The organism is Rhizobium halophilum (assembly GCF_021648825.1).
Lineage (GTDB): Bacteria > Pseudomonadota > Alphaproteobacteria > Rhizobiales > Rhizobiaceae > Neorhizobium > Neorhizobium halophilum.
In genome coordinates, this window is sequence record NZ_JAKJHS010000001.1 from 254576 (window position 1) to 276767 (window position 22192).

At 63.3% G+C, this 22192-nt stretch carries 22 protein-coding genes; 14 read left to right on the forward strand and 8 right to left on the reverse strand.

Going from position 1 to position 22192, the window contains the following annotated elements; all coding sequences use genetic code 11:
• Positions 1-6: 6 nt before the first annotated feature.
• Positions 7-1677 carry a BCCT family transporter gene (locus LXM96_RS01325; protein ID WP_239996421.1) on the reverse strand — a complete coding sequence of 557 codons (1671 nt, stop codon included), beginning with the start codon at positions 1675-1677 and terminating at the stop codon, positions 7-9.
• 270 nt (positions 1678-1947) lie between these two features.
• On the opposite strand from LXM96_RS01325, the gene LXM96_RS01330 reads away from it, so the two are divergent.
• The 4 genes from LXM96_RS01330 (at position 1948) to LXM96_RS01345 (ending at position 4450) form a co-directional block, all read left to right on the forward strand.
• Positions 1948-2652, forward strand: a complete 705-nt coding sequence (locus tag LXM96_RS01330) for a glutathione S-transferase N-terminal domain-containing protein (protein ID WP_239996422.1) — start codon at positions 1948-1950, stop codon at positions 2650-2652.
• Between the two features lie 12 nt (positions 2653-2664).
• Positions 2665-3120 carry a GFA family protein gene (locus LXM96_RS01335; protein WP_239996423.1) on the forward strand — a complete coding sequence of 152 codons (456 nt, stop codon included), beginning with the start codon at positions 2665-2667 and terminating at the stop codon, positions 3118-3120.
• Positions 3121-3345: 225 nt separating this feature from the next.
• Positions 3346-3840: an invasion associated locus B family protein gene (locus LXM96_RS01340; protein ID WP_239996424.1), complete on the forward strand. Its 495-nt coding sequence runs from the start codon at positions 3346-3348 to the stop codon at positions 3838-3840.
• Between the two features lie 13 nt (positions 3841-3853).
• Complete coding sequence (locus LXM96_RS01345) at positions 3854-4450, forward strand: SH3 domain-containing protein (RefSeq protein ID WP_239996425.1); 597 nt, start codon at positions 3854-3856, stop codon at positions 4448-4450.
• Between the two features lie 24 nt (positions 4451-4474).
• Here the strand turns inward: LXM96_RS01345 and glpK are convergent, their stop codons facing one another.
• Positions 4475-5968, reverse strand: coding sequence for a glycerol kinase GlpK (gene glpK / locus LXM96_RS01350; RefSeq protein ID WP_239996426.1), 1494 nt, complete (start codon positions 5966-5968; stop codon positions 4475-4477).
• A gap of 174 nt (positions 5969-6142) precedes the next feature.
• Between glpK and LXM96_RS01355 the strand changes: the two genes are divergently transcribed.
• From LXM96_RS01355 to LXM96_RS01365, 3 genes are all read left to right on the forward strand, one after another.
• A complete protein-coding gene (locus LXM96_RS01355; RefSeq protein ID WP_239996427.1) occupies positions 6143-6589 on the forward strand; it encodes a DUF2231 domain-containing protein in 447 nt (148 codons plus the stop codon).
• Positions 6586-8310 carry a PQQ-dependent sugar dehydrogenase gene (locus LXM96_RS01360; protein ID WP_239996428.1) on the forward strand — a complete coding sequence of 575 codons (1725 nt, stop codon included), beginning with the start codon at positions 6586-6588 and terminating at the stop codon, positions 8308-8310. Before LXM96_RS01355 ends, LXM96_RS01360 begins: the two co-directional genes overlap by 4 nt.
• A gap of 98 nt (positions 8311-8408) precedes the next feature.
• Positions 8409-9419: a 2-hydroxyacid dehydrogenase gene (locus LXM96_RS01365; protein ID WP_239996429.1), complete on the forward strand. Its 1011-nt coding sequence runs from the start codon at positions 8409-8411 to the stop codon at positions 9417-9419.
• Between the two features lie 82 nt (positions 9420-9501).
• On the opposite strand, the gene LXM96_RS01370 is transcribed toward LXM96_RS01365, so the two are convergent.
• The gene (locus LXM96_RS01370; RefSeq protein ID WP_239996431.1) at positions 9502-10044 is read right to left on the reverse strand and encodes a DUF2380 domain-containing protein; all 543 of its coding nucleotides are present in this window, start codon (positions 10042-10044) and stop codon (positions 9502-9504) included.
• 148 nt (positions 10045-10192) lie between these two features.
• Here LXM96_RS01370 and LXM96_RS01375 point away from each other — a divergent pair, with 148 nt between their 5' ends.
• The 3 genes from LXM96_RS01375 to xdhB are packed head-to-tail and all read left to right on the forward strand — an operon-like array spanning position 10193 to position 14794.
• Positions 10193-10969, forward strand: coding sequence for a 3-hydroxybutyrate dehydrogenase (locus LXM96_RS01375; protein WP_239996433.1), 777 nt, complete (start codon positions 10193-10195; stop codon positions 10967-10969).
• A gap of 14 nt (positions 10970-10983) precedes the next feature.
• Positions 10984-12456 (forward strand): xanthine dehydrogenase small subunit, encoded by a 1473-nt coding sequence (gene xdhA / locus LXM96_RS01380; protein ID WP_239996434.1) that lies wholly within the window; start codon positions 10984-10986, stop codon positions 12454-12456.
• A 1-nt stretch (position 12457) separates the two neighbouring features.
• Positions 12458-14794 (forward strand): xanthine dehydrogenase molybdopterin binding subunit, encoded by a 2337-nt coding sequence (xdhB, locus tag LXM96_RS01385; protein WP_239996436.1) that lies wholly within the window; start codon positions 12458-12460, stop codon positions 14792-14794.
• A gap of 2 nt (positions 14795-14796) precedes the next feature.
• On the opposite strand, the gene LXM96_RS01390 is transcribed toward xdhB, so the two are convergent.
• From LXM96_RS01390 to LXM96_RS01405, 4 genes are all read right to left on the reverse strand, one after another.
• Positions 14797-15060: a sunset domain-containing protein gene (locus tag LXM96_RS01390; protein ID WP_239996438.1), complete on the reverse strand. Its 264-nt coding sequence runs from the start codon at positions 15058-15060 to the stop codon at positions 14797-14799.
• 83 nt (positions 15061-15143) lie between these two features.
• Positions 15144-15833, reverse strand: coding sequence for a sensor histidine kinase (locus tag LXM96_RS01395; RefSeq protein ID WP_262913479.1), 690 nt, complete (start codon positions 15831-15833; stop codon positions 15144-15146).
• 15 nt (positions 15834-15848) lie between these two features.
• Positions 15849-16349 carry a GAF domain-containing protein gene (locus LXM96_RS01400; RefSeq protein ID WP_239996440.1) on the reverse strand — a complete coding sequence of 167 codons (501 nt, stop codon included), beginning with the start codon at positions 16347-16349 and terminating at the stop codon, positions 15849-15851.
• A gap of 104 nt (positions 16350-16453) precedes the next feature.
• Entirely contained in the window at positions 16454-17380 is a 927-nt protein-coding gene (locus LXM96_RS01405; RefSeq protein WP_239996441.1) for a hypothetical protein, read from the reverse strand.
• Positions 17381-17490: 110 nt separating this feature from the next.
• On the opposite strand from LXM96_RS01405, the gene xdhC reads away from it, so the two are divergent.
• Positions 17491-18312, forward strand: a complete 822-nt coding sequence (xdhC, locus tag LXM96_RS01410; RefSeq protein WP_239996442.1) for a xanthine dehydrogenase accessory protein XdhC — start codon at positions 17491-17493, stop codon at positions 18310-18312.
• Here xdhC and LXM96_RS01415 read toward each other — a convergent pair.
• Entirely contained in the window at positions 18291-18539 is a 249-nt protein-coding gene (locus LXM96_RS01415; protein ID WP_239996443.1) for a hypothetical protein, read from the reverse strand. The two genes, xdhC and LXM96_RS01415, sit on opposite strands and share 22 nt — an antisense overlap.
• A gap of 101 nt (positions 18540-18640) precedes the next feature.
• On the opposite strand from LXM96_RS01415, the gene LXM96_RS01420 reads away from it, so the two are divergent.
• From LXM96_RS01420 to guaD, 3 genes are all read left to right on the forward strand, one after another.
• A complete protein-coding gene (locus tag LXM96_RS01420; protein WP_239996446.1) occupies positions 18641-19537 on the forward strand; it encodes a LysR substrate-binding domain-containing protein in 897 nt (298 codons plus the stop codon).
• Between the two features lie 92 nt (positions 19538-19629).
• Entirely contained in the window at positions 19630-20859 is a 1230-nt protein-coding gene (gene puuD / locus LXM96_RS01425) for a urate hydroxylase PuuD (protein ID WP_239996447.1), read from the forward strand.
• Positions 20856-22169, forward strand: a complete 1314-nt coding sequence (gene guaD / locus LXM96_RS01430; RefSeq protein WP_239996448.1) for a guanine deaminase — start codon at positions 20856-20858, stop codon at positions 22167-22169. The genes puuD and guaD overlap by 4 nt, the downstream gene beginning before the upstream one ends.
• The last annotated feature ends 23 nt before the right edge of the window (positions 22170-22192 follow it).

Here is a 22192-nt window from a genome sequence, read left to right on the forward strand (position 1 = left end):
CCTGCCTCAGGCGGCCTTAGGCGTACCGGACGTCGGCCGCGGTTCCGCCATCAGTCCCTTGAACAGGCACCAGGTCGCGGCCAGCAGCACGATGGCGAACGGAAACCCGGTGGACACCGCCATCGCCTGCAGGGCGGCAAGCCCTCCCCCCAGCATCAGCGCGATCGCGACGAGCCCTTCGAAGGTCGCCCAGAACACCCGCTGCGGCACGGGCGCGTTCACCTTGCCGCCGGCCGCAATCGTGTCGATCACCAGCGAGCCGGAGTCCGACGAGGTGACGAAGAAGACGATCACCAGCACGATACCGATCAGCGAGGTGAGCTGCGTCAGCGGCAGGTGTGCCAGCATTTCGAAGAGCTGGATCTCGAGCGCTGCATCCTGCACCGAGGTGAGCCCCTGCGTCACCTGCGTGATCGCCGTGCCGCCGAGCGCCGTCATCCAGAGCGTTGAGACCAGCGACGGGATCAGCAGCACCGCGATCAGGAACTCCCGCACGGAGCGGCCGCGGCTGACGCGCGCGATGAACATGCCGACGAACGGCGACCAGCTGATCCACCAGGCCCAATAGAAGGCGGTCCAGCCCTGGCGGAAGTTGTCGTCGTCGCGGCCGAACGGGTTCGACAGCGCGGGCAGGTATTCGACGTAGGCCAGGAGATTGAGGAAGAAGCCGCGCACGATCTGCAGCGTGGGGCCGACGAGGATCACGAACATCAAAAGCAGGAAGGCGAGCGCCATGTTGGCTTCCGACAGGCGCTTGACGCCCTTGTCCATGCCGGCGATCACCGAGGCCGTTGCAATCCCCGTAATGATGATCACGAGGAACACGGTCATGCCCACGCCGGACGGCAGCCCGAACAGGAAGTTTAACCCCGCCCCCGCCTGTTCGGCGCCAATGCCGAGCGAGGTCGAGAGGCCGAAGATGGTCGCGAACACGGCAAGGATGTCCACGACATGGCCGGGCCAGCCCCAGACGCGCTCGCCAAAGATCGGGTAGAATACTGAGCGCAGCGTCAGCGGCAGGCCCTTGTTGTAGGCGAAGAGAGACAGCGACAGCGCGACGACGGCGTAGATCGCCCAGGGGTGCAGCGACCAATGGAAGATGGTGGCGGCCATGGCAAGACGACGGGAAGCCTCCGAATCGCCGGGCGCGCCGCCAAGCGGCGCCCAGTCCGTCCGGACACCGTCCTCGACAGCCGGCCCATCGAAGGCGGCGGTGTAATTGCCCAGCGGCTCCGAGACGCCATAAAACATCAGTCCGATACCCATTCCCGCGGCAAAGAGCATCGAAAACCACGAAAGGCGGCTGTAGTCCGGCGTCGCGTCCGGGCCACCCAGGCGGACCCGACCGAGCGGCAGGAAGATCAGCAAGATGCAGACGAGGACGAAAATGTTGCCAGCGAGGAGGAAGAACCAGGCGAGGTTCGACGTCAGCACGTCGCGCAAGGCCACGAAGACGGGGCCGAGCGTCGTCTGGAAGATCAGCGTCAAGAAGGTGAACGCCACGATGGTCAACGCCGACACGCTGAACACGATGTTGTGGATGTCGATCTCGAAGACGAAGCGGCGTCGGTAGTTGATGTTATCTTGGCCGATCTCGTAATCGGTCTCGATAATCTGCGTGTTTCCCTCCGGGGCGGGAATGGCTTCGTCTGCGCTGGAAGCGCCGAGGTCGGTCATCATCTACTCCATTGTGTTGCGTCCTGTGCCATGACTTTGACCCGTACCGGAGAGGGGCCAAAGGCCAAGCTAGCACGCGCCTAAGGGCTGCAGCCGTGTAAATCTCCAGAGCGGGAGGCTGAGCAGCATCAGAAGGCCGTAGATGGCGCGAACTTGTCCGCGGGCAACCCCTTGCGCCTCATTTCCGCCGCAAAACAGGCAGGCCGGTTACTGGCCTCGGCTCACGCGCGCGCTATAGTCTTCCGCGACAGCGAACTTTCGAGGCAATCCATGGCCGATCTCTCCGCATTTCCCATCACCAGCCGCTGGCCGGCCAAAAACCCCGACATCCTGCAGCTCTACTCGGCACCGACGCCGAACGGGGTGAAGGTATCAATCATGCTCGAGGAGATCGACCTGCCCTACGAGCCGCATCTCATTAATATCGGCGCGGATGAGACCTGGGGCGACGAGTACCTCTCGCTCAACCCCAACGGCAAGATCCCGGCGATCCTCGATCCGAACGGGCCGGACGGCAAGCCGCTGGCGCTCTTCGAAAGCGGAGCGATTCTCCTTTATCTGGCCGAGAAGACCGGAAAGCTGCTGCCTGCCAATCCTGCCGGCCGCTACGAGACGATCCAGTGGGTCATGTGGCAGATGGGTGGGCTAGGGCCGATGTTCGGCCAGCTCGGCTTCTTCCACAAGTTCGCCGGCAAGGACTACGAAGACAAGCGCCCGCGCGATCGCTACGCCAAGGAAAGCGCAAGGCTCATCCGCGTGCTGGAGACCCGGCTCGGCGGCCGCGACTGGATCATGGGCGACGAATACACGATCGCCGACATCGCCATGCTGGGATGGGTTCGCAATCTGATCGGCTTCTATGGCGCCGGCGAACTCGTCCAGTACAACGAGTTGAAGCACGTGCCCCGATGGCTGGAGCGCGGTCTCGCGAGACCCGCGGTGGACCGTGGGCTGACCATTCCGGCAAGATCGTAAGGAGGAGACCTCATGCCCATGCCAGTCCTGCCGATGGAGGGTTCCTGCCGCTGCGGTCAGGTCCGCATCCGCATCAGCGCGCCGCCGCTTCTAACGATGGCCTGCCACTGCCGCGGCTGCCAGAAGATGAGCGCCAGCGCCTTTTCCTGCAGCGCCGCCATCCCGTCTGAGGGTTTTGAGGTGCTCGAGGGCGAACCGGTGATCGGCGGCGTCCATGGCGACGATCTGCATCACCACCACTGCCCGCACTGCAAGAGCTGGATGTTCACGAAGGCATTCTTCATCGATGCCTTCGTCAACATCCGCCCTACGATGCTGAGCGACACCTCATGGTTCTCGCCCTTCGTGGAAACCTATACCAGCGTCAAGCTTCCCTGGGCCACGACCGGCGCCACCCATAGCTTCCCGGAGTTCCCGCCCATGGAGGCCTATGAAGGGCTCAGCAAAGCCTTCGCTGAGCAACGGTAAAGGATCTTTCCGCTTGCATTTCTCCATCGGACGTCACGGGTTTTGAGGCCTTTTTCGTCTCGAAATCGGGCAGCCTCACCCGTTTGTGACCGGCGTCACCACCATTCGAACCCATAAGTTAACTTCCCGGTAACCCTATAGGGCTGTATTAGACCCTCATTTGAGACGGCCGCGGAACGCGTTTTCCGGGCCAAAACCCACCGCACAGAAACAGATGGAGGCAAGATGTTCACCCGGACGTGCTGCTTTGCTCTTTCGCTCATCCTTGGTTCGGCCGCGGCGGCCAGCGCGCAACCGACGCGCATTAAGCAATTCGACGCCTGGGGCGTTTATTCCTATACGTCGGGCGGCCAGAAAAACTGCTACGCCCTCTCGGTGCCTGTTTCCGCACAGCCGACCAACGTCAATCACGGCGACAATTTCCTTCTGATCGCGCCTTCCAGCGGCTCCGCCTACGCGCCTCAGGCCATCATGGGATACAACCTGAAGCAGGATGGGGACATCCGGGCTCGCGTCGACGACAAGGCGTTCAGTCTGCGCCCGAAGGAAAACGCTGCCTGGGTCAGCAACCAGGCCGCCGAGCCGGACATGGTCAATGCCATGAAGGCAGGCCGCCAGCTGGTTCTGCAGGCGACCTCCCAGCGCGGCACGGATACGAGCTACACCTTCTCGCTGAGCGGTGTCACGGCGGCACTCAAGGAAGTCGAGAGGTGTAATTGAGGAGCAGGCTGCTATGCGGCTGCACCTTGGCATGCGGGGTCGCATGATCCGACCTCAGCGGATGTTCAAGCAACCCATGCTCGCCGCGGCGGGCACATTGCTTGCGGTAATCCTGGCAGCACTCCCCCATGACGCGGCGGCGCAGGCGGGCGCGGCTAGCGGTTTCACCAAGGGCCGCGAAACAGGCTTTGCCGTTCCGCGCTATGTTTCGCTGAAGGCAAGCCGCGCGCGCATGCGCATCGGCCCGTCCACGGACTATGCGACGAAGTGGATCTACACTCATCGCGGCATGCCGCTGGAGATCACCGAGGAATACGGCAACTGGCGGCGTGTGCGCGATTACGACGGCGTCAGCGGCTGGATGTACGGCTCGCTGTTGTCCGGCGATCGTGCCGCCCTCGTCGGCCCTTGGCTGGACACGCCGGTAACGCTCCACAGCGAACCCTCCTCGAGGAGCCGCGTCGTTGCGAAGCTTTCGCCGAAGGTGATGATGGGCGTCACCACCTGCGACGGCACCTGGTGCAAGGTGAGCCTGCCGCGAAACGGCGTCCAAGGCTATGTCGAGCAGGCGTCGCTCTGGGGCGTCTACCCCGGCGAGCACATCGAATAGCGCATCGAATGAGCCGGGCGGCGGCTAGAAGCCGCCCAGCGTCCGCCGCACGGCATTGCGCCAGCCCTCGATCTTTGCCGCCCGCACGACCTCCTCCATCTGCGGCTCGAAGCGCCGCTGCCGCTCCCAGTTGCGCGCGAACTCCGTCCGGTCAGGCCATACCCCAGCTTTCGAGCCGGCAAGCCAGGCCGCGCCCAGTGCGGTGGTCTCCAGGATGGTTGGCCGATCCACCGGCGCGTCGAGAAGGTCGGAGAGCCGCTGCATCGTCCAGTCGGACGCGACCATGCCACCGTCGACGCGCAGTACCGTATCGCTTTTTCCGTTCTGCCAATCCTTGTGCATGGCTTCCAGCAGGTCGCGCGTCTGATAGCACACCGCCTCCAGCGCAGCACGCGATAGCTCGGCCGGCCCGGTGTTGCGGGTAAGCCCGAAGATCGCCCCGCGCGCCTCCGCATCCCAATGCGGTGCGCCAAGGCCCGTGAAGGCCGGCACGAGATAGACGTTCTGTTCCGGGTCGGCGCTGTCGGCAAGCGTACCGGTCTGCTCCGCCTTGCGTATGATGCCGAGCCCGTCGCGCAGCCACTGGACGGCGGCACCCGCGATAAAGATCGAGCCTTCCAGCGCATAGGTGGTCCGGCCGTTCAGCCGGTAGGCGATCGTCGTCAGCAGCCGGTTTTTGGAGGGGACGATTTCGCTGCCGGTGTTCAGGACGGCAAAGCAACCGGTGCCATAGGTCGACTTGATCATCCCCGGCTCAAAACACGCCTGCCCGATGGTTGCCGCCTGCTGATCGCCGGCGACGCCGAAGACGGGAATGGCAGCACCGAACAACCGCTCGTCCGTCACGCCGAAATCGTCGGCGCAGTCCTTCACCTCCGGCAGCATCGCCGCCGGGACGTCGAGCACCTTCAAGAGGTCCTCGTCCCACCGGTTGTCGGCGATGTTGTAGAGCAATGTCCGGCTAGCATTGGTGGCATCGGTGACGAAGCTCTTGCCGCCCGTCAGCCGCCAGATCAGATAGGTATCGATTGTCCCGAAGCAGAGGTCGCCGTGCTCCGCCCGCCGGCGGGCACCGTCAACGTTCTTCAACAGCCATGAGAGTTTGGTGCCGGAGAAATAGGGATCGAGCAGCAGGCCGGTCTTTTCGGTGAAGAGCGGCTCCAGCCCCTCTCCCTTCATCCGCTCGCAGTCGCCGGCCGTGCGCCGGTCCTGCCAGACGATGGCGTTGTGGACGGCCTGTCCCGTCTCGCGCTCCCACACCACCACCGTCTCGCGCTGGTTGGTGATGCCGATCGCGGCGATATCGGCGGCGCGGATGCCGGCCTTGCGGATCGCCTGGCGAATGGTCAGCACGACGGAACCCCAGATCTCCTCCGGATCATGCTCCACCCAGCCGGATTTCGGGAAGATCTGCGTGAACTCCTTCTGGCCGGCGCCGGCGATCTTCATGTTCTCGTCGAAAACGATCGCACGGCTGGAGGTCGTCCCCTGGTCGATCGCCAACACATAACCTGCCATTTCCAACGCTCCTCCCGCTGCCATGTCCTCGGTCAGCGGTTTGAGCAGATGGAAGGAAGTCGTGTCAACGGATGTCGCGGCACGTGCAGGACAAGAGGAACAACAACCCGGGAACAAAATCGCACCTTCATCCGTAAATGGAGTGACCGACGCTCTCCAGACACCGAGGCTGCCATGACAACAACCTACGCCACGACGACGACCGGGAGGGCGGGTTTTCCCCTTCGCTCCCTCTTCGTCCCCTTCCCCTTCGTCTGCTTCACGCTGGCACTTGTGACCGACATCACCTACTGGCAGACGTCCTATCTGATGTGGCAGAACTTCTCCGCCTGGCTGCTTTTTGCGGGCCTCGTCATGGGCGGGATCGGCGTTGTTGCCGGCGCCATCGACATGGCGCGCCGCTCGACCCGGATCGTCGGACCCGGCTGGGCCGCTGCAATCGCATACCTCGTTGTCCTGGCCCTCGGCCTTCTGAACTCCTTCATCCATGCCGGCGATGGGTGGACGGCGGTGGTACCGAACGGGTTGATCGTCTCTGCTGTTACGGTTGCCATGATCCTGGTGACGATCCTCCTTGCCGCCCGCAGACGGTCCCGCATCATCTGGAGTGTTGAACGATGAACCGCTTTTTCCGCACCTCCGCCCTCGCCTCTACCGCGGTGATCATCCTGGCGCTTGCCGGCTGCAGCGATGAGGGTGACAATTTTGACGTTTCAACGCAAATCGGACCTGATCCGGTTTTGCCGGAACCGCAAAACCAGCTTCTGCCGGACCTCAAGGTGGCTGAGGTCGTCGGCTGGCAGGAGGGCGAGACGCCGACCGTGCCGGAAGGTTTCAGCGTCAGCGCCTATGCCGCCGAGTTGGCCAATCCCCGCACTGTTCACACCCTGCCGAACGGTGACGTGCTGGTGGTTCAGGGGAAGGCACCCGCCGGAAAACCACTGGAGAGACCGAAAGACTATATCCGCGGCTGGATCATGTCGCTTTCCAAAGGCGGAGACGACGGTCCACAGAAGGAAAGCAACCTGATCACTCTGCTGCGCGACAGCGACCGGGACGGTACCGTCGACGAGCGCCACGACCTGCTGACCGGCCTGAACTCGCCCTTCGGCGTCGCCTTCGCCGACAATACGCTCTATGTCGCGGCCGCCGATGCTATTCTGGCCTATCCCTATGAGCTCGGGCAGAATGAGATCTCGGAAGATCCTCGGGTCCTGACACCACTGCCTGGCGGCCCGATCAATCACCACTGGACGAAGGATCTGGCGCTCAGCCCAGACGGACGGTTCCTCTACGCTTCCGTCGGCTCCAATTCCAACGCTGCCGAGCGCGGCATGGAGGCGGAGAAGGGACGCGCGGCGATCTGGCAGGTCGACCGGGAGACCGGCGCCGCCCGCATCTTCGCATCAGGTCTGCGCAACCCCAACGGCCTGACCTTCCACCCGGAAACGGGCGTCTTGTGGACGGTCGTCAACGAGCGCGACGAGCTCGGGCCGAATCTGGTGCCGGACTACATGACGTCGGTACAGGACGGCGCCTTCTATGGTTGGCCGTGGAGTTATTTCGGCGATCATGTCGACGAGCGCGTCCACCCGCCACGGCCCGACATGGTGGAGCAGTCCATCGCGCCCGACTATTCCCTGTCGAGCCACGTCGCCGCCCTCGGCATGACGTTCTCCATGGGATCCGCCATGCCGGAGCCGTTCGCCAACGGCGCTTTCGTCGGCGAGCACGGCAGCTGGAACCGCACCAACTTCAACGGCTACAAGGTGATCTACATCCCCTTCGAGAACGGCCGCCCGGCGGGTATGCCGGTCGACATGGTGACCGGTTTCCTCGACGGGGACAGCGCTCGCGGCCGGCCCGTTGGCGTCGGTATTGACGGCACCGGAGCCCTCCTCGTGGCCGATGATGCCGGCAACACCGTTTGGCGCGTTGCACCTGCTGACGGCACCACCATTCCGCAACCAATTGCAACGGACCAGTCGCCTTCCAATGCTGCAGGAACGACGTCAGAGGATCTTCCGCCCGGTGTCGTTGCGCCCGCACCAGAGGCTGGCAGCGGGCCGGATGCAGGCGCAGCCCCCGCTCCCTCGGGCGCGGCCGGAACCACAGGCCGCCTGCCGGCGGATGCCAATCCGCCGGGCGTCATTCCGGCTGAACCCGCTCCGGCCAACGGTCAAACGCCGCCCGCCTCGACTTCCGAGACGCCAAACGGCGCGGCTACCGGTGGCGAAGCCACCGATGGTGAAACGGTGACGCAACCGGCCCAGCAGCAGATTGCGCCGGCCGTCCAGCCGGAAGCGGCCGTGGAGGACAACCAATCGGGTGAGCAGAATTAGCCTGCTCCTCAGCAGCCGGCATCACGCCGGCTGCTGGACCTGACAAGAGCCGCGTGACATCGTTCCCTCCGTAGGAAAGCAAGACCATAGAGGGCCCCATGCAAGTCACCGTCTTCAGCACGAAGCCGTATGATCGGCTGTTTCTGGACCGGAGCGCCAGCCAGGGCCTTGATCCCCAATATTGCGAGTCACGTCTCTCCCTGGAAACCGTCACCCTTGCCGAAGGCTCGGGGGCGATTTGCGCTTTCGTCAACGACAACCTTTCCGAGCCGGTGCTGGAACGCCTCGCAGGTTATGGTGTGCGGCTGGTTGCACTGCGCAGCGCAGGCTTCAATCATGTCGATCTGGTTGCGGCCGACCGCCTGGGATTGAGAATCGCCCGTGTCCCGGCTTATTCCCCACATGCGGTCGCCGAACACACGATCGCGATCATCCTGGCGCTCAACCGCAAGATCCACCGGGCCTACAACCGCGTCCGCGAGGGCAATTTCGCTCTCGACGGCCTGCTCGGCTTCGACCTTAACGGCAAGACTATGGGGATCATCGGCACCGGCAAGATCGGGACCGTACTGGCGCGCATCGCCGCTGGCTTCGGCTGCCGCCTCCTCGGCCACGATCTCAAGCCCAACCCGGACTGCGAGGCGCTTGGCATGACCTATGTCGATCGCGAGGAAATCTTCCGGCGGTCGGACATCCTCAGCCTCAACTGCCCTCGGACCCCGGATACGCACCACCTGATCCGCAAGGACACCCTGCCGCTTCTGAAGCCCGGCGTCATGCTGATCAACACCAGCCGCGGCGCCGTGATTGACGCCCATGCGGCGATCGCCGGCTTGAAGGACGGCACGATCGGCAGCCTCGGCCTCGACGTCTACGAAGAGGAAGCGGATCTCTTCTTCGAGGACCTGTCGAACACGGTGCTGCGCGACGACGTCTTTGCCCGGCTGCTGACCTTCCCCAACGTGCTGATCACTGGCCACCAGGCCTTCTTCACCCGCGAGGCCCTGGAGGCCATCGCAGAAACCACCATCGCCAACATTGACGCCTTCCGCAGCACCGGGGTGCCCCTGCACGCGGTCACGATGGACTTCCTGGCGGGCAGGAGCTGACGGGATCGCCCCGCCGGCCTTGCTGACCGTCTGAAGATCACAGGCCTCCCGCGCGTCAAACCTTTGCCTTACGCGCGCCCGCTCAGGGAAGGCAGTGCCCGACCACGTCTTTCGCCGCATAAGCCGCGGCACGCGTCCATGCCTCGTCCGTATCGCCCCGGTAGCTGAGAAAGCGGTCACAGGTCGGCCTGTTGGTATCAAGGTCGATGACCGCGAACTTCACGCCGCCGACCAGGGTGCTCATCTTGCGCACCTGACCGATGAGCAGATGGCTCGCCCCGGCCTCTACCGCCTGCCTGGAGAGCGCCTCGACGCCGGCGCTTCCGACAGTGCATTTCTCCACGCAACCCAGCGGGACCGTCCTGAGGTTCTTCTCCGCAGCAAGGCTGTCGAGGATGGTCCGGTCGAGGGCCTGGAGGCGACGGTCGTGCTCGGCGGTCTGATCTCGCGTTTCGCCCGAGGTGTCGATGAAGTCGAAGCCTGCCGTGGCAACGGTGACCGGCTCTGCGGCCTCGGCCGAAAAGCCGGTCGGGGCGATCGCCACCAGCGCGGCGACCGTGACCGATCGGCCTATGACGGAAAGGGTGTGGAATCCTGCATTCGATGCCTGTCCCATGTCAGCCATCTCCTTCTCCCGCGCTGACGATAGCATCTGCGAGGATCGGCGCCAACAATCGCAGCAGGCGCCTGCCCTCATTGCCAGCGCCGGGTATTTGCGCATAACCTCGCCAAATCAGTGCAGTGCACAACAGCCACGGATTGGGAGGTCGGGCATGTCCAGAACAGTCGTCGTCACCGGTTCCACCAGCGGGATCGGGCTCGGCATCGCGAAGGCCTTTGCGGCCGAGGGCTGTCACGTCGTCATCAACGGCTTCGGAAACCCCGACGAGATCGAGGCGGCGCGGCGCGAACTGGAGGTACTCGGCGGCGGACGGGTGATCTACCACGGCGCCGACATGACGAAGCCGGAGGAGATCGGCAACCTGATCGGTACGGCGAAGGAGACCTTCGGCTCGGTCGACGTCCTCGTCAACAATGCCGGCATCCAGCATGTCGCCAAGATCGAGGAGTTCCCGCCGGAGAAGTGGGACCAGATCATTGCCATCAACCTGACGAGTTCCTTCCACACCATGCGGGGGGCGATCCCCCTTATGAAGGCCAAGAAGAGCGGCCGCATCATCAACATCGCCTCTGCCCATGCGCTGGTCGCCTCCCCCTTCAAATCCGCCTATGTGGCCGCCAAACACGGTATTTTAGGACTTACGAAGACAGCTGCCTTGGAACTTGCCGAATTCGGGATTACGGTCAACGCGATCTGCCCCGGCTACGTATTGACCCCGCTGGTCGAGAAGCAGATCCCGGACACCGCGCGTGAGCGCGGCATATCGGAAGAGCAGGTGAAGACGGACGTGATGCTGCGGCTACAGGCGACCAAGGAATTCGTCTCTATCGAGGAAGTGGCGGCCACCGCCGTCTTCCTGGCCAGTGACGCGGCGCGGCAGATCACCGGCACCCATATTTCGATCGATGGCGGCTGGACCGCCCAATAAAGAGAACAAACTGAATGACAGCTGCAATGCACTTCATCCTCAACGGCGAAGACGTAACCCTTGGCGGCTTTGGCCCGACGGAAACGCTTCTGGATTACCTGCGGCTGAAGCGCCAGCTGACCGGGACCAAGGAAGGCTGCGCCGAGGGCGACTGCGGCGCCTGCACGGTGCTGGTGGGCAGGCTGATCGACGGGGTCCTGCGCTACGAGACGGTGAACGCCTGCATCCGCTTCCTCGGCTCGCTGCACGGAACCCATGTGGTGACCGTGGAGCACCTGGCCACCAGGGATGGAACGCTGCATCCGGTGCAGCAGGCCATGGTTGACCAGCACGGATCGCAATGCGGCTTCTGCACGCCGGGCTTCGTTATGTCGCTCTATGGCCTTTGGCTCTCTAATGACGCGCCCTCCCGCGCCGAGATCGAAAGCGCGCTGCAGGGGAACCTCTGTCGCTGCACCGGCTACGAGCCGATCGTCAAAGCCGCCGAGCAGGTGGCGGCGGAGCGGCCAAGCTCCCTCTTCGATCCGCTGGAGCGCGACCGCACCGAGATCGCCGCCAAGCTCTGGGACATTCGCGCCCATCCCGAGACCATCGTCGTGGAGAAGGACGGGGCCCGATCCGTCATCCCGGCAAATCTTCAGGCCTTTGCCGATTTCATCGCCGACGAACCGAAGGCGACGATCGTCGCGGGCTCCACCGACGTCGGACTCTGGGTGACGAAGCAGATGCGCCTGCTGGACCCCGTCGTCTTCATCAATCACCTGACGGAACTGCAGTCGATCAGCGCCGATGAGAAGGGCATTACCATCGGCGCCGGTGTCACCTATACGCAGGCCTTCGAGGTGCTGTCGGAAGAGATCCCACAGATCGCGCGGCTGATCGATCGCATCGGCGGCGGCCAGGTGCGCAACATGGGCACGATCGGCGGCAATATCGCCAATGGCTCCCCGATTGGCGACACGCCGCCTCCCCTGATTGCGCTCGGCGCTGAACTGACACTGCGCTCCCACAGCGGCAAACGGACGATGCCGCTGGAGGATTACTTCCTCGCCTACGGTAAGCAGGATCGCATGGCCGGCGAGTTTGTCGAGAAGGTCTTCGTGCCCCGCCCGCGGGAAGACGCGTATTTTGCCGTCTACAAGATCTCCAAGCGCCGCGACGAGGACATTTCTGCGCTGTGCGGCGCCTTCAACATTGAGCTTGACATGGAAGGTCGCGTCGAGCGGGCTCGCATCGCCTTCGGCGGCATGGCGGCGACGCCGAAGCGGGCGCGCCATGTGGAAGAGGCGCTGGCGGGCGCCGACTGGAACTGGGCGACCGTGTCGGCCGTCCGCGACCTGTTCGACCAGGACTACCAACCGCTCACCGACTGGCGGGCGACGGCCCAGTACCGGTCTCTCACCGCAAAAAACCTACTGACCCGCTTTTTCCTGGAAACTGCCGGTGCGCCGACCGAATTGCGCCGCTTTGAACTGGAGGAGGCGTGACATGGACAAGGCGACCTTCGAGCCGAAGAACGTGATCAACGGGCCGATGCACGCGTCGATCCGGCATGACTCTGCGCACAAGCACGTCACCGGAACCGCGGAATATATCGACGATATTCGTGAGCCTGCGGATACGCTGCATGCGGCCCTCGGCATGGCGGACCGGGCCCATGCGGAAATCCTGTCGGTCGACCTCGATGCTGTGAAGGCAGCCCCCGGCGTCGTATGGGTAATGACGGCCGATGACATTCCTGGCTTCAACGACGTCGGCTCCACCGGCCAACACGACGAGCCGCTGCTGGCAACGAACAAGGTCGAGTTCCACGGCCAGCCGATGTTCGCGGTGATCGCTGAGACGCGCGACCAGGCCCGCCGGGCAGCGCGGCTGGCGAAAATCGAATATCGCGACCTGCCGCACTGGACCGATATCGAAGGCGCGGTCGAAAACGGCGCGCCGCTCGTCGTCAAGCCGATGACGCTGGTCCGCGGGCACGCGCAATCCGAGATGGACAAGGCGCCGCGCCGGCTCGAGGGCCGGATGGAGATCGGCGGCCAGGAGCATTTCTACCTGGAAGGCCAGATCGCCATGGCCATGCCCGGCGAAGACGAGGACGTGATCGTCTGGTCCTCCACGCAGCATCCGAGCGAGGTGCAGCACATGGTGGCGCATGTACTTGGCATCGCCAACAATGCCGTGACGGTCAACATTCGCCGCATGGGCGGCGGTTTCGGCGGCAAGGAAACCCAGGGCAACCACTTTGCCTGCCTTGCGGCGGTGGCAGCCAAGAAGCTCGGCCGTGCCGTCAAATTCCGCCCCGACCGTGACGAGGACATGGCTGTCACCGGCAAGCGCCACGATTTCCGCGTCGACTACGGCGTCGCCTTCGACGACGAGGGCCGCATCCATGCGCTCGACGCCACCTACGCCGCCCGCTGCGGCTGGTGCGCCGACCTGTCCGGCCCGGTCACCGATCGTGCTCTTTTCCACGCAGATTCAAGCTATTTCTATCCGCATGTCCACCTGACCTCGAAGCCATTGAAGACACACACTGTCTCCAATACCGCCTTTCGCGGCTTCGGCGGGCCGCAGGGCATGCTCGGCGCCGAACGGGTGATCGAGGAGATCGCTTACGCGCTTGGCAAGGATCCGCTCGAGATCCGCAAGCTGAACTTCTACGGCCAGCCCGGCTCCGGCCGCACCATGACGCCTTACCACCAGGAGGTCGAGGACAATGTCATCGCCCGTGTGGTGGAGGAACTGGAACACTCCTCCGACTACCAGGCGCGACGCAACGCGATCATCGACTTCAACGAGAACAGTCCGGTCATCCGCAGGGGGATTGCGCTGACGCCGGTGAAGTTCGGCATCTCCTTCACCATGACCGCCTACAATCAGGCGGGCGCGCTCATCCACATCTATCAGGACGGCTCGATCCACCTGAACCACGGCGGGACAGAGATGGGCCAGGGCCTCTACGTCAAGGTGGCGCAGGTGGTGGCCAATACCTTCAACGTCGATATCGAGCGGGTGAAGATCACCGCAACGACGACCGCCAAGGTACCAAACACCTCGGCGACCGCCGCCTCCTCCGGGTCCGACTTGAACGGCATGGCGGCCTTCGACGCGGCACGGCAGATCAAGGAGCGGCTGATCGACTTTGCCATGCGCCAGTTCGAGGTGCCCCGCGAGGAGGTCGAGTTCTTAGCCAACCGCGTGCGGGTCGGCACCGAAGTGGTGCCCTTCGACACGCTGGTGCGCGCAGCCTATTACGACCGCGTCCATCTCTCCGCCGCCGGCTTCTACAAGACACCGGACATCCACTGGGACCGCGAGGCGGGCCGAGGCCGTCCCTTCTACTACTACGCCTATGGCGCATCTGTTTCGGAAGTCTCCATCGACACGCTGACCGGTGAATACATGGTGGAGCGCGCCGACATCCTTCACGACGTCGGCAGGTCGCTCAACCCGGCAATCGACATCGGCCAGATCGAGGGCGGCTTCGTGCAGGGCATGGGCTGGCTGACGACCGAGGAACTGTGGTGGGACGACAAGGGGCGGCTCAGGACGCACGCGCCGTCGACCTACAAGATCCCGCTCGCCTCCGACCGGCCGAAGGTCTTCAACGTGAAGCTGGCGGAGTGGTCAAAGAATGCCGAGCCGACCATTGGCCGTTCCAAGGCCGTCGGCGAGCCGCCTTTCATGCTGGCGATTTCGGTGCTGGAGGCGATTTCCATGGCGGTCGCGAGCGTCGCGGATTACCAGGTCTGCCCGCGGCTCGACGCGCCGGCAACGCCGGAACGGGTGCTGATGGCGGTGGAGCGGCTGAAGGCGATGTGACGCTAGCGACGCGCCTTGCGCCACCCGGCGCGGCGCGCCTCCTCTTCCGAGCAGACCCAGCGCTCGCCGTGCTCGTAGCTGATCTTGGTGGGCGCGTAATACTCCTGTCCCGGCACATGGTAGATGCGCTCGCCGGAATTGATGGAGATATTGCCCTTGATTGTGCAGGCCGGGTCATAAACCTGGCGAGGCAGGAGCGTATAGCCGCCCGCGCCGATGAAGGCGGCGGCAGATGCGAGAACAACGATCCCGGTGAGCTGGCTCATCAGCGCAGTCTAGCTGCAGGAGCTTGCCTTTCCGTTGTCGGAGTCCTCAAAATTCAACCGATGGGGAGTTGAGCGAAGGCCCGCTATGGCGCCGAGTCCATCGCCGCAGCGTGAGCGTCCACCGGCATCCTGAAGACGAACCGCGTCTCACTTTCGTCCGATTGAACATCGAGCTTGCCGCCGTGGGCTTCCGCAATTTGCGAGGCGATGTAGAGGCCAAGCCCCAGCCCCTGCAGGCTTGAGCTGCCTTCACCACGCTTGAAAGGCTGGAACAGCTTTGACAACGACTGTTCTGGGATCGGATCGCCCGAGTTAGCTACGGAAAGCTTCAACAGCCCGTCGGAGATGGAGGCATCGACCCGGATCGGCTCTGTTGGCGAGCCATGGGTGACGGCATTGCCGAGGAGATTGGACAGCATCTGCGCGATGCGCTGGTGGTCAACGGGAACAACGTCTGCCAGATCGTATTGGGCCACGATCTTGCGTTCGGGATGGCCCGATTGGATTTCCGACACAACCTGCTCCAGCGTCGGCGCAAGTGGGCTTTCGCCATCGCGGGTCAGCGCAATCCCGCCCCCCAAGCGGCCCCGGGCGAAATCCATGACATTGTCGATCAGCGCCGACATTCTCAGCACGCTGCCGCGCAATATGTTCAGCACACGTTTCGACTTTTCACTTTGCAGTTCGCGCGAAAGGATGTTGATCCCGCCGCCGATCGAGGCGATCGGATTGCGCAGGTCATGGCCGAGAACGGCAATGAACTGCTCGCGCAGTTCGGACGCTGTCTTCTAGTCGATCAGGCTCGCATGCGCCGATTTCAGTTTCTCCGCGGCGTCAAAGTGGAAGCCAATGAGTTCCGCGAAGAGCTTAAACATCGCCAGATTATGGGGCGCACTTAGCTGGGCAGGCTTGGAATCGATTGCACACAACGTTCCGAAGAAGCGTCCATCCGGCAGGATGACCGGCACTGAGATGTAGCTCTGCAGGCCGTAGAGCTGCGGCGTGTGATGATCGCAGTAGATTGGATCTTCGGCGACATTGTCGATCACGATAACATCACGGACCTGGCGAACCTCGTGGCAAAGTGTCGTTTCGACGTCCAACTCGCCCCCGGGTTCCAGACCGAAACCGATGTTGTCGAGTACCTGGCAAGCGACCCAGTGGCTTTCGGTGACGCGTGCAACTGCTGCAAACCCCATGCCCGTGGAACGGCACACGACCTCCAGAATGCTGGAGACCGTGGGAACGCTCCGCATGATTGCAATATCGTTGTCGATGTTCTGTGCCATGTAATGAAGACGAGAATTAATATCAGAGCATCCGGTGCAGGGCGATGCTCCCTTCCCTCAGAGTCTAATGCGCTTTTGAAACGATTCCAAGATGAGACACCTGTTCACCGAATCGCCGAACGCAAGAGATACACGAATGCAGCCAGGATCAGCAGCGGCAGTACGAGGAGTTTGACCAGGTAAGCGACCGCGATGCCGATGGAGGCGGAGAAGAGGTCCCCGGAGATTGCCACGCCCTCGGTGATGATGCGCGCATTCTCCGTGACCCCGCCGGTGACCGACTGTGCCAGGCCCGAGGCAGCACCGAGCGTGCCGGTGAGCGCCGAGCGTGAGGCATCGACGGCTGAACCGAGCCGGTCCAGCAATCCGGGCTCGAGTGTCCGGTCTGCCGGCGGCGCGACAGCCGGCGGCTCATTGCTTCTCAGCGCCTCCACCTGCTGCTCGACCGCCGCTGGATCGTACTGCGCGTCCATCCGGTGAAAGACCTGCGTGGCATTCCCCCATGCCTCATCCGTGATGGCGTTGCCCGCGTAAAAGGCGAGCGAGTAGGAGGCAGGCAGCAGCACCGCACCGAGAATGCCAAGCACTGCGGCGGAACGCGACATCCGCTCCAGGGCAGGCGGAACGGAGCGAGTGATCAACAGCAGGATCGCAATGACGGCTGCACCGAGCGCAAGCACGGCGGAGGCCGCCTTGGCTACCGGTACGAGAACAAGGGAAAGGATGCCGGAGGCAATCGCAAGATAGAAAAGGAGGTCCGCCATCCGGTCGATCGTATTCGTAACGGGCTGCAGCAACTGCCCTGGGCTGGCTGTCACCGAGGCAACACCGACGCCACCTGTCATGTCGGCATCCTTGGCAACGCTCATCAGCGAGTTGACGACGCGGAGCGTGCCATAGAGGGCACCGCTGCCGATGGTCACCTCGCGGCTGAACCGGACGGCGACATCCGCCAGCGGGTTGACGAAGAACATGGCCGCGGCAAAGGCCGCAACCAGCAGCCATAGGATGGAGGACGTTCGTCTGCTCATGGTGCTCCCCGTGGTTCGGCGCAAACTGTAGCATGACAGGCATCCGGCGGAACAAGAAGCTGCGAAGACCCGATGCAGCAGCCGGCTTCACATGCTATGACGAACAAGCCATGCCAAAAGCCTCCCTTTCCGCCTTTCTTTCCAGTCATCAGCATTGCGTCCTGGTGCAGATCACCGAAGCTTGGGGATCGACCCCGCGTGACCAGGGCACGCCCATGCTGGTGGCGACGGATGCGATCTGGGGGACGATCGGCGGCGGTCAGTTAGAGTTCATGGCGATCGACAACGCCCGCGCGGTTCTGTCGGGGGGCGGCAATGCCGTGATGGACATCCCGCTTGGCCCGGAGATCGGCCAGTGCTGCGGGGGCCGCATGCGGCTTTCGTTCGAGCCGGTGACAGAGGCGATCATAGCGCAGCTTGAACAACGGCTGAAGCGGGAGGATCGTGCTCATTCATCCGTTTTCCTGTTCGGCGCCGGCCATGTGGGACTTGCGCTTGCAAGGGCGCTGGTCCCGCTGCCCCTCGCCGTCACCGTGGTGGAGACGAGAGCCGATGCGTTGGATGCGTTACCCCGAGAGGTAACGCGGAAGCACGTGGCCATACCGGAGGCCATGGTCGCCGAGATTTCCGCCGGGGGCGCTGCGGTGATCCTGACGCATGATCATGCGCTCGACTTCCTGATCGCCCGGGAGGCGCTCGCCCGACGCGACCTTGCCTATGTCGGCATGATCGGCTCGCAGACCAAGCGCGCCACCTTCGGCAACTGGATGAAGCGCGAAGGCGCCGGCACCGACCTGATCGACGGGCTAATCCTGCCGATCGGCGGCGACACGGTCAGGGACAAGCGTCCGGAAGTGATCGCCGCAATGGTGGCCGCCGAACTGCTGACAGTTTTATTCTCGCCCACCGCTCACAGGCTGCGCGGCGGGTAGGTCAGGATCGCTTCCTGCCAGGCTGAATTGCAGGCGATGGGTCGGCAGACCGGCCGCCCGTCGCGCAGGCCAATGTCGCGCAGCACATCGTCAGTCAGATCGCCTGCATCAACCCGGCTGATGCTCCGGTGCTGCGGCGCGAGGCGTTTCCATAGGCTCGACAGGGACCATCCACGATCCGGCTTGCAAGGTGCATCGCAGCGAGAGGTCAGGGCAAAGGACATCATAATACCCACTTCCATTCGATTGTCTGGTGGGCGTAGGATGCACGGCAATGCAGGCATGATCCAATTCAACAACCGTCTGTATGGATCAAGAGAACTTATCCATGAAGCTGTCGCGCCAATTCCCGCTCAATGCCCTGCACGTCTTCGAGGCGACTGCGCGCTTGAGGAGTTTTACCAAGGCAGGGCTGGAACTGGGGATGACGCAGACGGCGGTCAGCTACCAGATCAAGCTTCTGGAAGACACGCTGGGCGAACCACTCTTCCTGCGGCGCCCGCGACAGGTGGCGCTGACGGAGGTGGGTGAGCGGCTGGCCCCGAAAGTGGGGGAGGCTTTCGACATGCTGGCGGAAGCGCTGGGTGGTATTCGCGACCAGTCGGAAGCGACACTAACCATCCACACCACGGCAACCTTCGCCTCCCACTGGCTCGCCAATCACCTGGGCACGTTCCAGGTCGAAAACCCGGGGATCGCGGTTCGGCTGGAAACCTCACAATCCGTCATAGACTTTGCGCGCACGGAGGGAGACGTGGCGATCCGCTCCGGCAAGGGCGTCTGGCCGGGGCTGAAGTCACACTTCCTGATGAAAAGTCACTTCACGCCGATGCTGAGCCCGGCGCTGGCTGAAACCATCGGCGGCATCAGGCAACCGGCAGACCTGCTGAAACTTCCGATCATCGACCCGCAGGACGAGTGGTGGCCCCTGTGGTTTTCACGTGCCGGGCTCGCAGAGGTTGATCTCTCGAAGTTTCCCGCAAGCCAATACGGCGCCCAGTATTTCCACGCGGCTGCGGCGATCGCGGGACAGGGTATCGCGATTCTGAGGCCGGAATTCTATGCCGACGACGTCGCCCTCGGAAGGCTGTACCAGCCCTTCGACCTGCTCGCCAGCGATGGCTCGGACTACTGGCTTGTTTACCCGGAGGCGCGCCGCCATTCCCGCAAGATCCGCGTCTTCCGCGACTTCATGCGCAAGAAGATGCCGGATTTCCAGGACTAGTTCGTCTTCTTTCCGGAGGTCCGCCCTTCCCTCTCCCGCTGTTTTTTCGCAATGTGGCGAGTCGGAAGACAGGGGCTCCAGAGGATTGCCGAATGTATGAATATGCCGTGGCCTGGGAATGGCTGTCGTTCGCCGCACGCTGGCTGCACGTGATCACCGCCATCGCCTGGATCGGCTCGTCCTTCTACTTTATCGCGCTCGATCTCGGGCTGGTGAAGCGGCCGCACCTTCCGGTCGGCGCCTATGGCGAGGAGTGGCAGGTGCATGGCGGCGGCTTCTACCATATCCAGAAATACCTGGTGGCGCCGGCGCAGATGCCCGAGCACCTGACCTGGTTCAAGTGGGAAAGCTACATGACCTGGCTTTCCGGCTTCCTGATGCTGGCGATCGTCTACTATGCCGGCGCCGACCTCTTCCTGATCGACAGCCATGTGATGGAGCTATCCCAGTGGCAGGCGATCGGCATTTCCATCGCTTCGCTCGGCGTCGGCTGGATCATCTACGACCAGCTCTGCAAGTCGCCGATCGGCAAGAACACATGGGGCCTGATGGCGATCCTCTACGCGGTGCTGGTGGCCATGGCCTGGGGCTATACCCAGGTCTTCACAGGGAGGGCGGCCTTCCTGCATCTCGGTGCCTTCACCGCCACCATCATGTCGGCGAACGTTTTCTTCATCATCATCCCCAACCAGAAAATCGTTGTGGCCGACCTGATCGCCGGACGAACCCCCGATCCGAAATATGGGGTGATCGCCAAGCAGCGCTCGCTGCACAACAACTACCTGACGCTGCCCGTCATCTTCTTCATGCTGTCGAACCATTACCCGCTGGCGTTCGCGACGGAGTTCAACTGGATCATCGCGGCACTGGTCTTCCTGATGGGAGTGACCATCCGCCACTGGTTCAACACCACCCATGCGCGGAAGGGCAAGCCAACCTGGACCTGGCTGGTGACGCTGCTCATCTTCATCGCCATCATGTGGCTCTCGACCGTGCCCAAGGTGCTGACCGGCGAGACCGAGAATGCAGCCCTTTCCCCGGTGCAACAGAAGTTCGCCTCGAACGCCCATTTCGACGCCGCTCGCGACGTGGTGCTGTCGCGCTGTTCCATGTGCCACGCGGCTGAACCGGTCTGGGAGGGCGTGAACTTCCCGCCGAAAGCCGTGAAGCTGGAGACCGACCGGGAGATTGCTGCACACGCCCGCGAGATATACATCCAGGCCGGCCGGAGCCACGCCATGCCGCCCGGCAACATCACCGAGATCTCGGCCGACGAGCGTCAGTTGCTCGCCGCCTGGTACGAAAGCACAGTTTCGCAATGACGAAGACCCTGATCCGCGGCCGACTGCTGACCTTCAAGCGGGCGCCGATGAGCCTGACCGATACCGAGAGCTACACCTACGAGCATGACGGCGGCCTGCTCGTCGATGAAGGCAAGATTGCCGCGATCGGGAACTATACACAGGTGAAGGCAACGGCGCCGGCGGATGTCGAGGAGATCGACCACCGGCCGCATCTCGTCCTGCCGGGACTGATCGACACGCACCTGCATTTCCCGCAGATGCAGGTGATCGCCTCCTATGCCGGCAGCCTGCTGGAGTGGCTGAACACCTACACGTTTCACGAGGAGTGCCGCTTCGTCGAATCAGATCATGCGGCGCGCATTGCGACGCGCTTCTATGACGAGATGATCCGCCACGGCACGACGACGGCTGCGGCCTATTGCTCGGTCCACAAGACCTCCGCGGATGCCTATTTCGCTGAAGCCGTGAAGCGCGGCATGTGCATGGTCGGCGGCAAGGTGATGATGGACCGCAACGCCCCGCAGGGCCTGCTCGACACGCCACAAACGAGCTATGACGAGACGCGTGCGGTGATCGGTGAATGGCATGGCAAGGGGCGCAACTACGTCGCGATCACGCCGCGCTTCGCCATTACCTCCACACCGGAGCAGATGCAGGCCGCCCAGGCGCTGGCACAGGAATTTCCGGACCTCCACATCCAGACGCATCTCTCCGAGAACCTCGACGAGATCCGTTACACCTGCGAACTCTATCCGCAGGCGAAGGACTACACCGACATCTACGCCCGCTACGGGCTGCTTGGCGCAAAGACCCTGCTCGGCCACGCAATCCACCTCTCCGACCGCGAGGCCGACGTCTTGAGCGAAACGGGTTCGGTGGCGGTGCATTGCCCGACATCCAACCTCTTCATCGGCTCCGGCCTGTTTCCGCTGAACGCCATCCGCCGGCGGAACAAGCCGGTGCGGGTGGCGGTGGCGACCGATATCGGCGGCGGATCGAGCTATTCCATGCTGCGCACGCTGGATGAGGCCTACAAGATCCAACAGATCTTGGGTGAGCGGCTAAACCCGCTGGACAGCTTCCACCTGATGACCCGCGGCAACGCCGAGGCGCTATCGCTCATCGACCGGATCGGAACGCTGGAGGTCGGCACGGACGCCGACCTCGTGGTGCTGGACGCGGGCGCGACGCCGGCCATGGCGCTCAGAATGGAAGCCGTGACAACCCTGCCGGAAGAGCTCTTCCTTCTGCAGACCATGGGCGATGACCGGGCGGTGGCGGAGACTTATGTAGCGGGCAAGGCGATGAAGCGGGGCGTTGGTTCATAACGCTTCGGCTTCTGCATACTTTG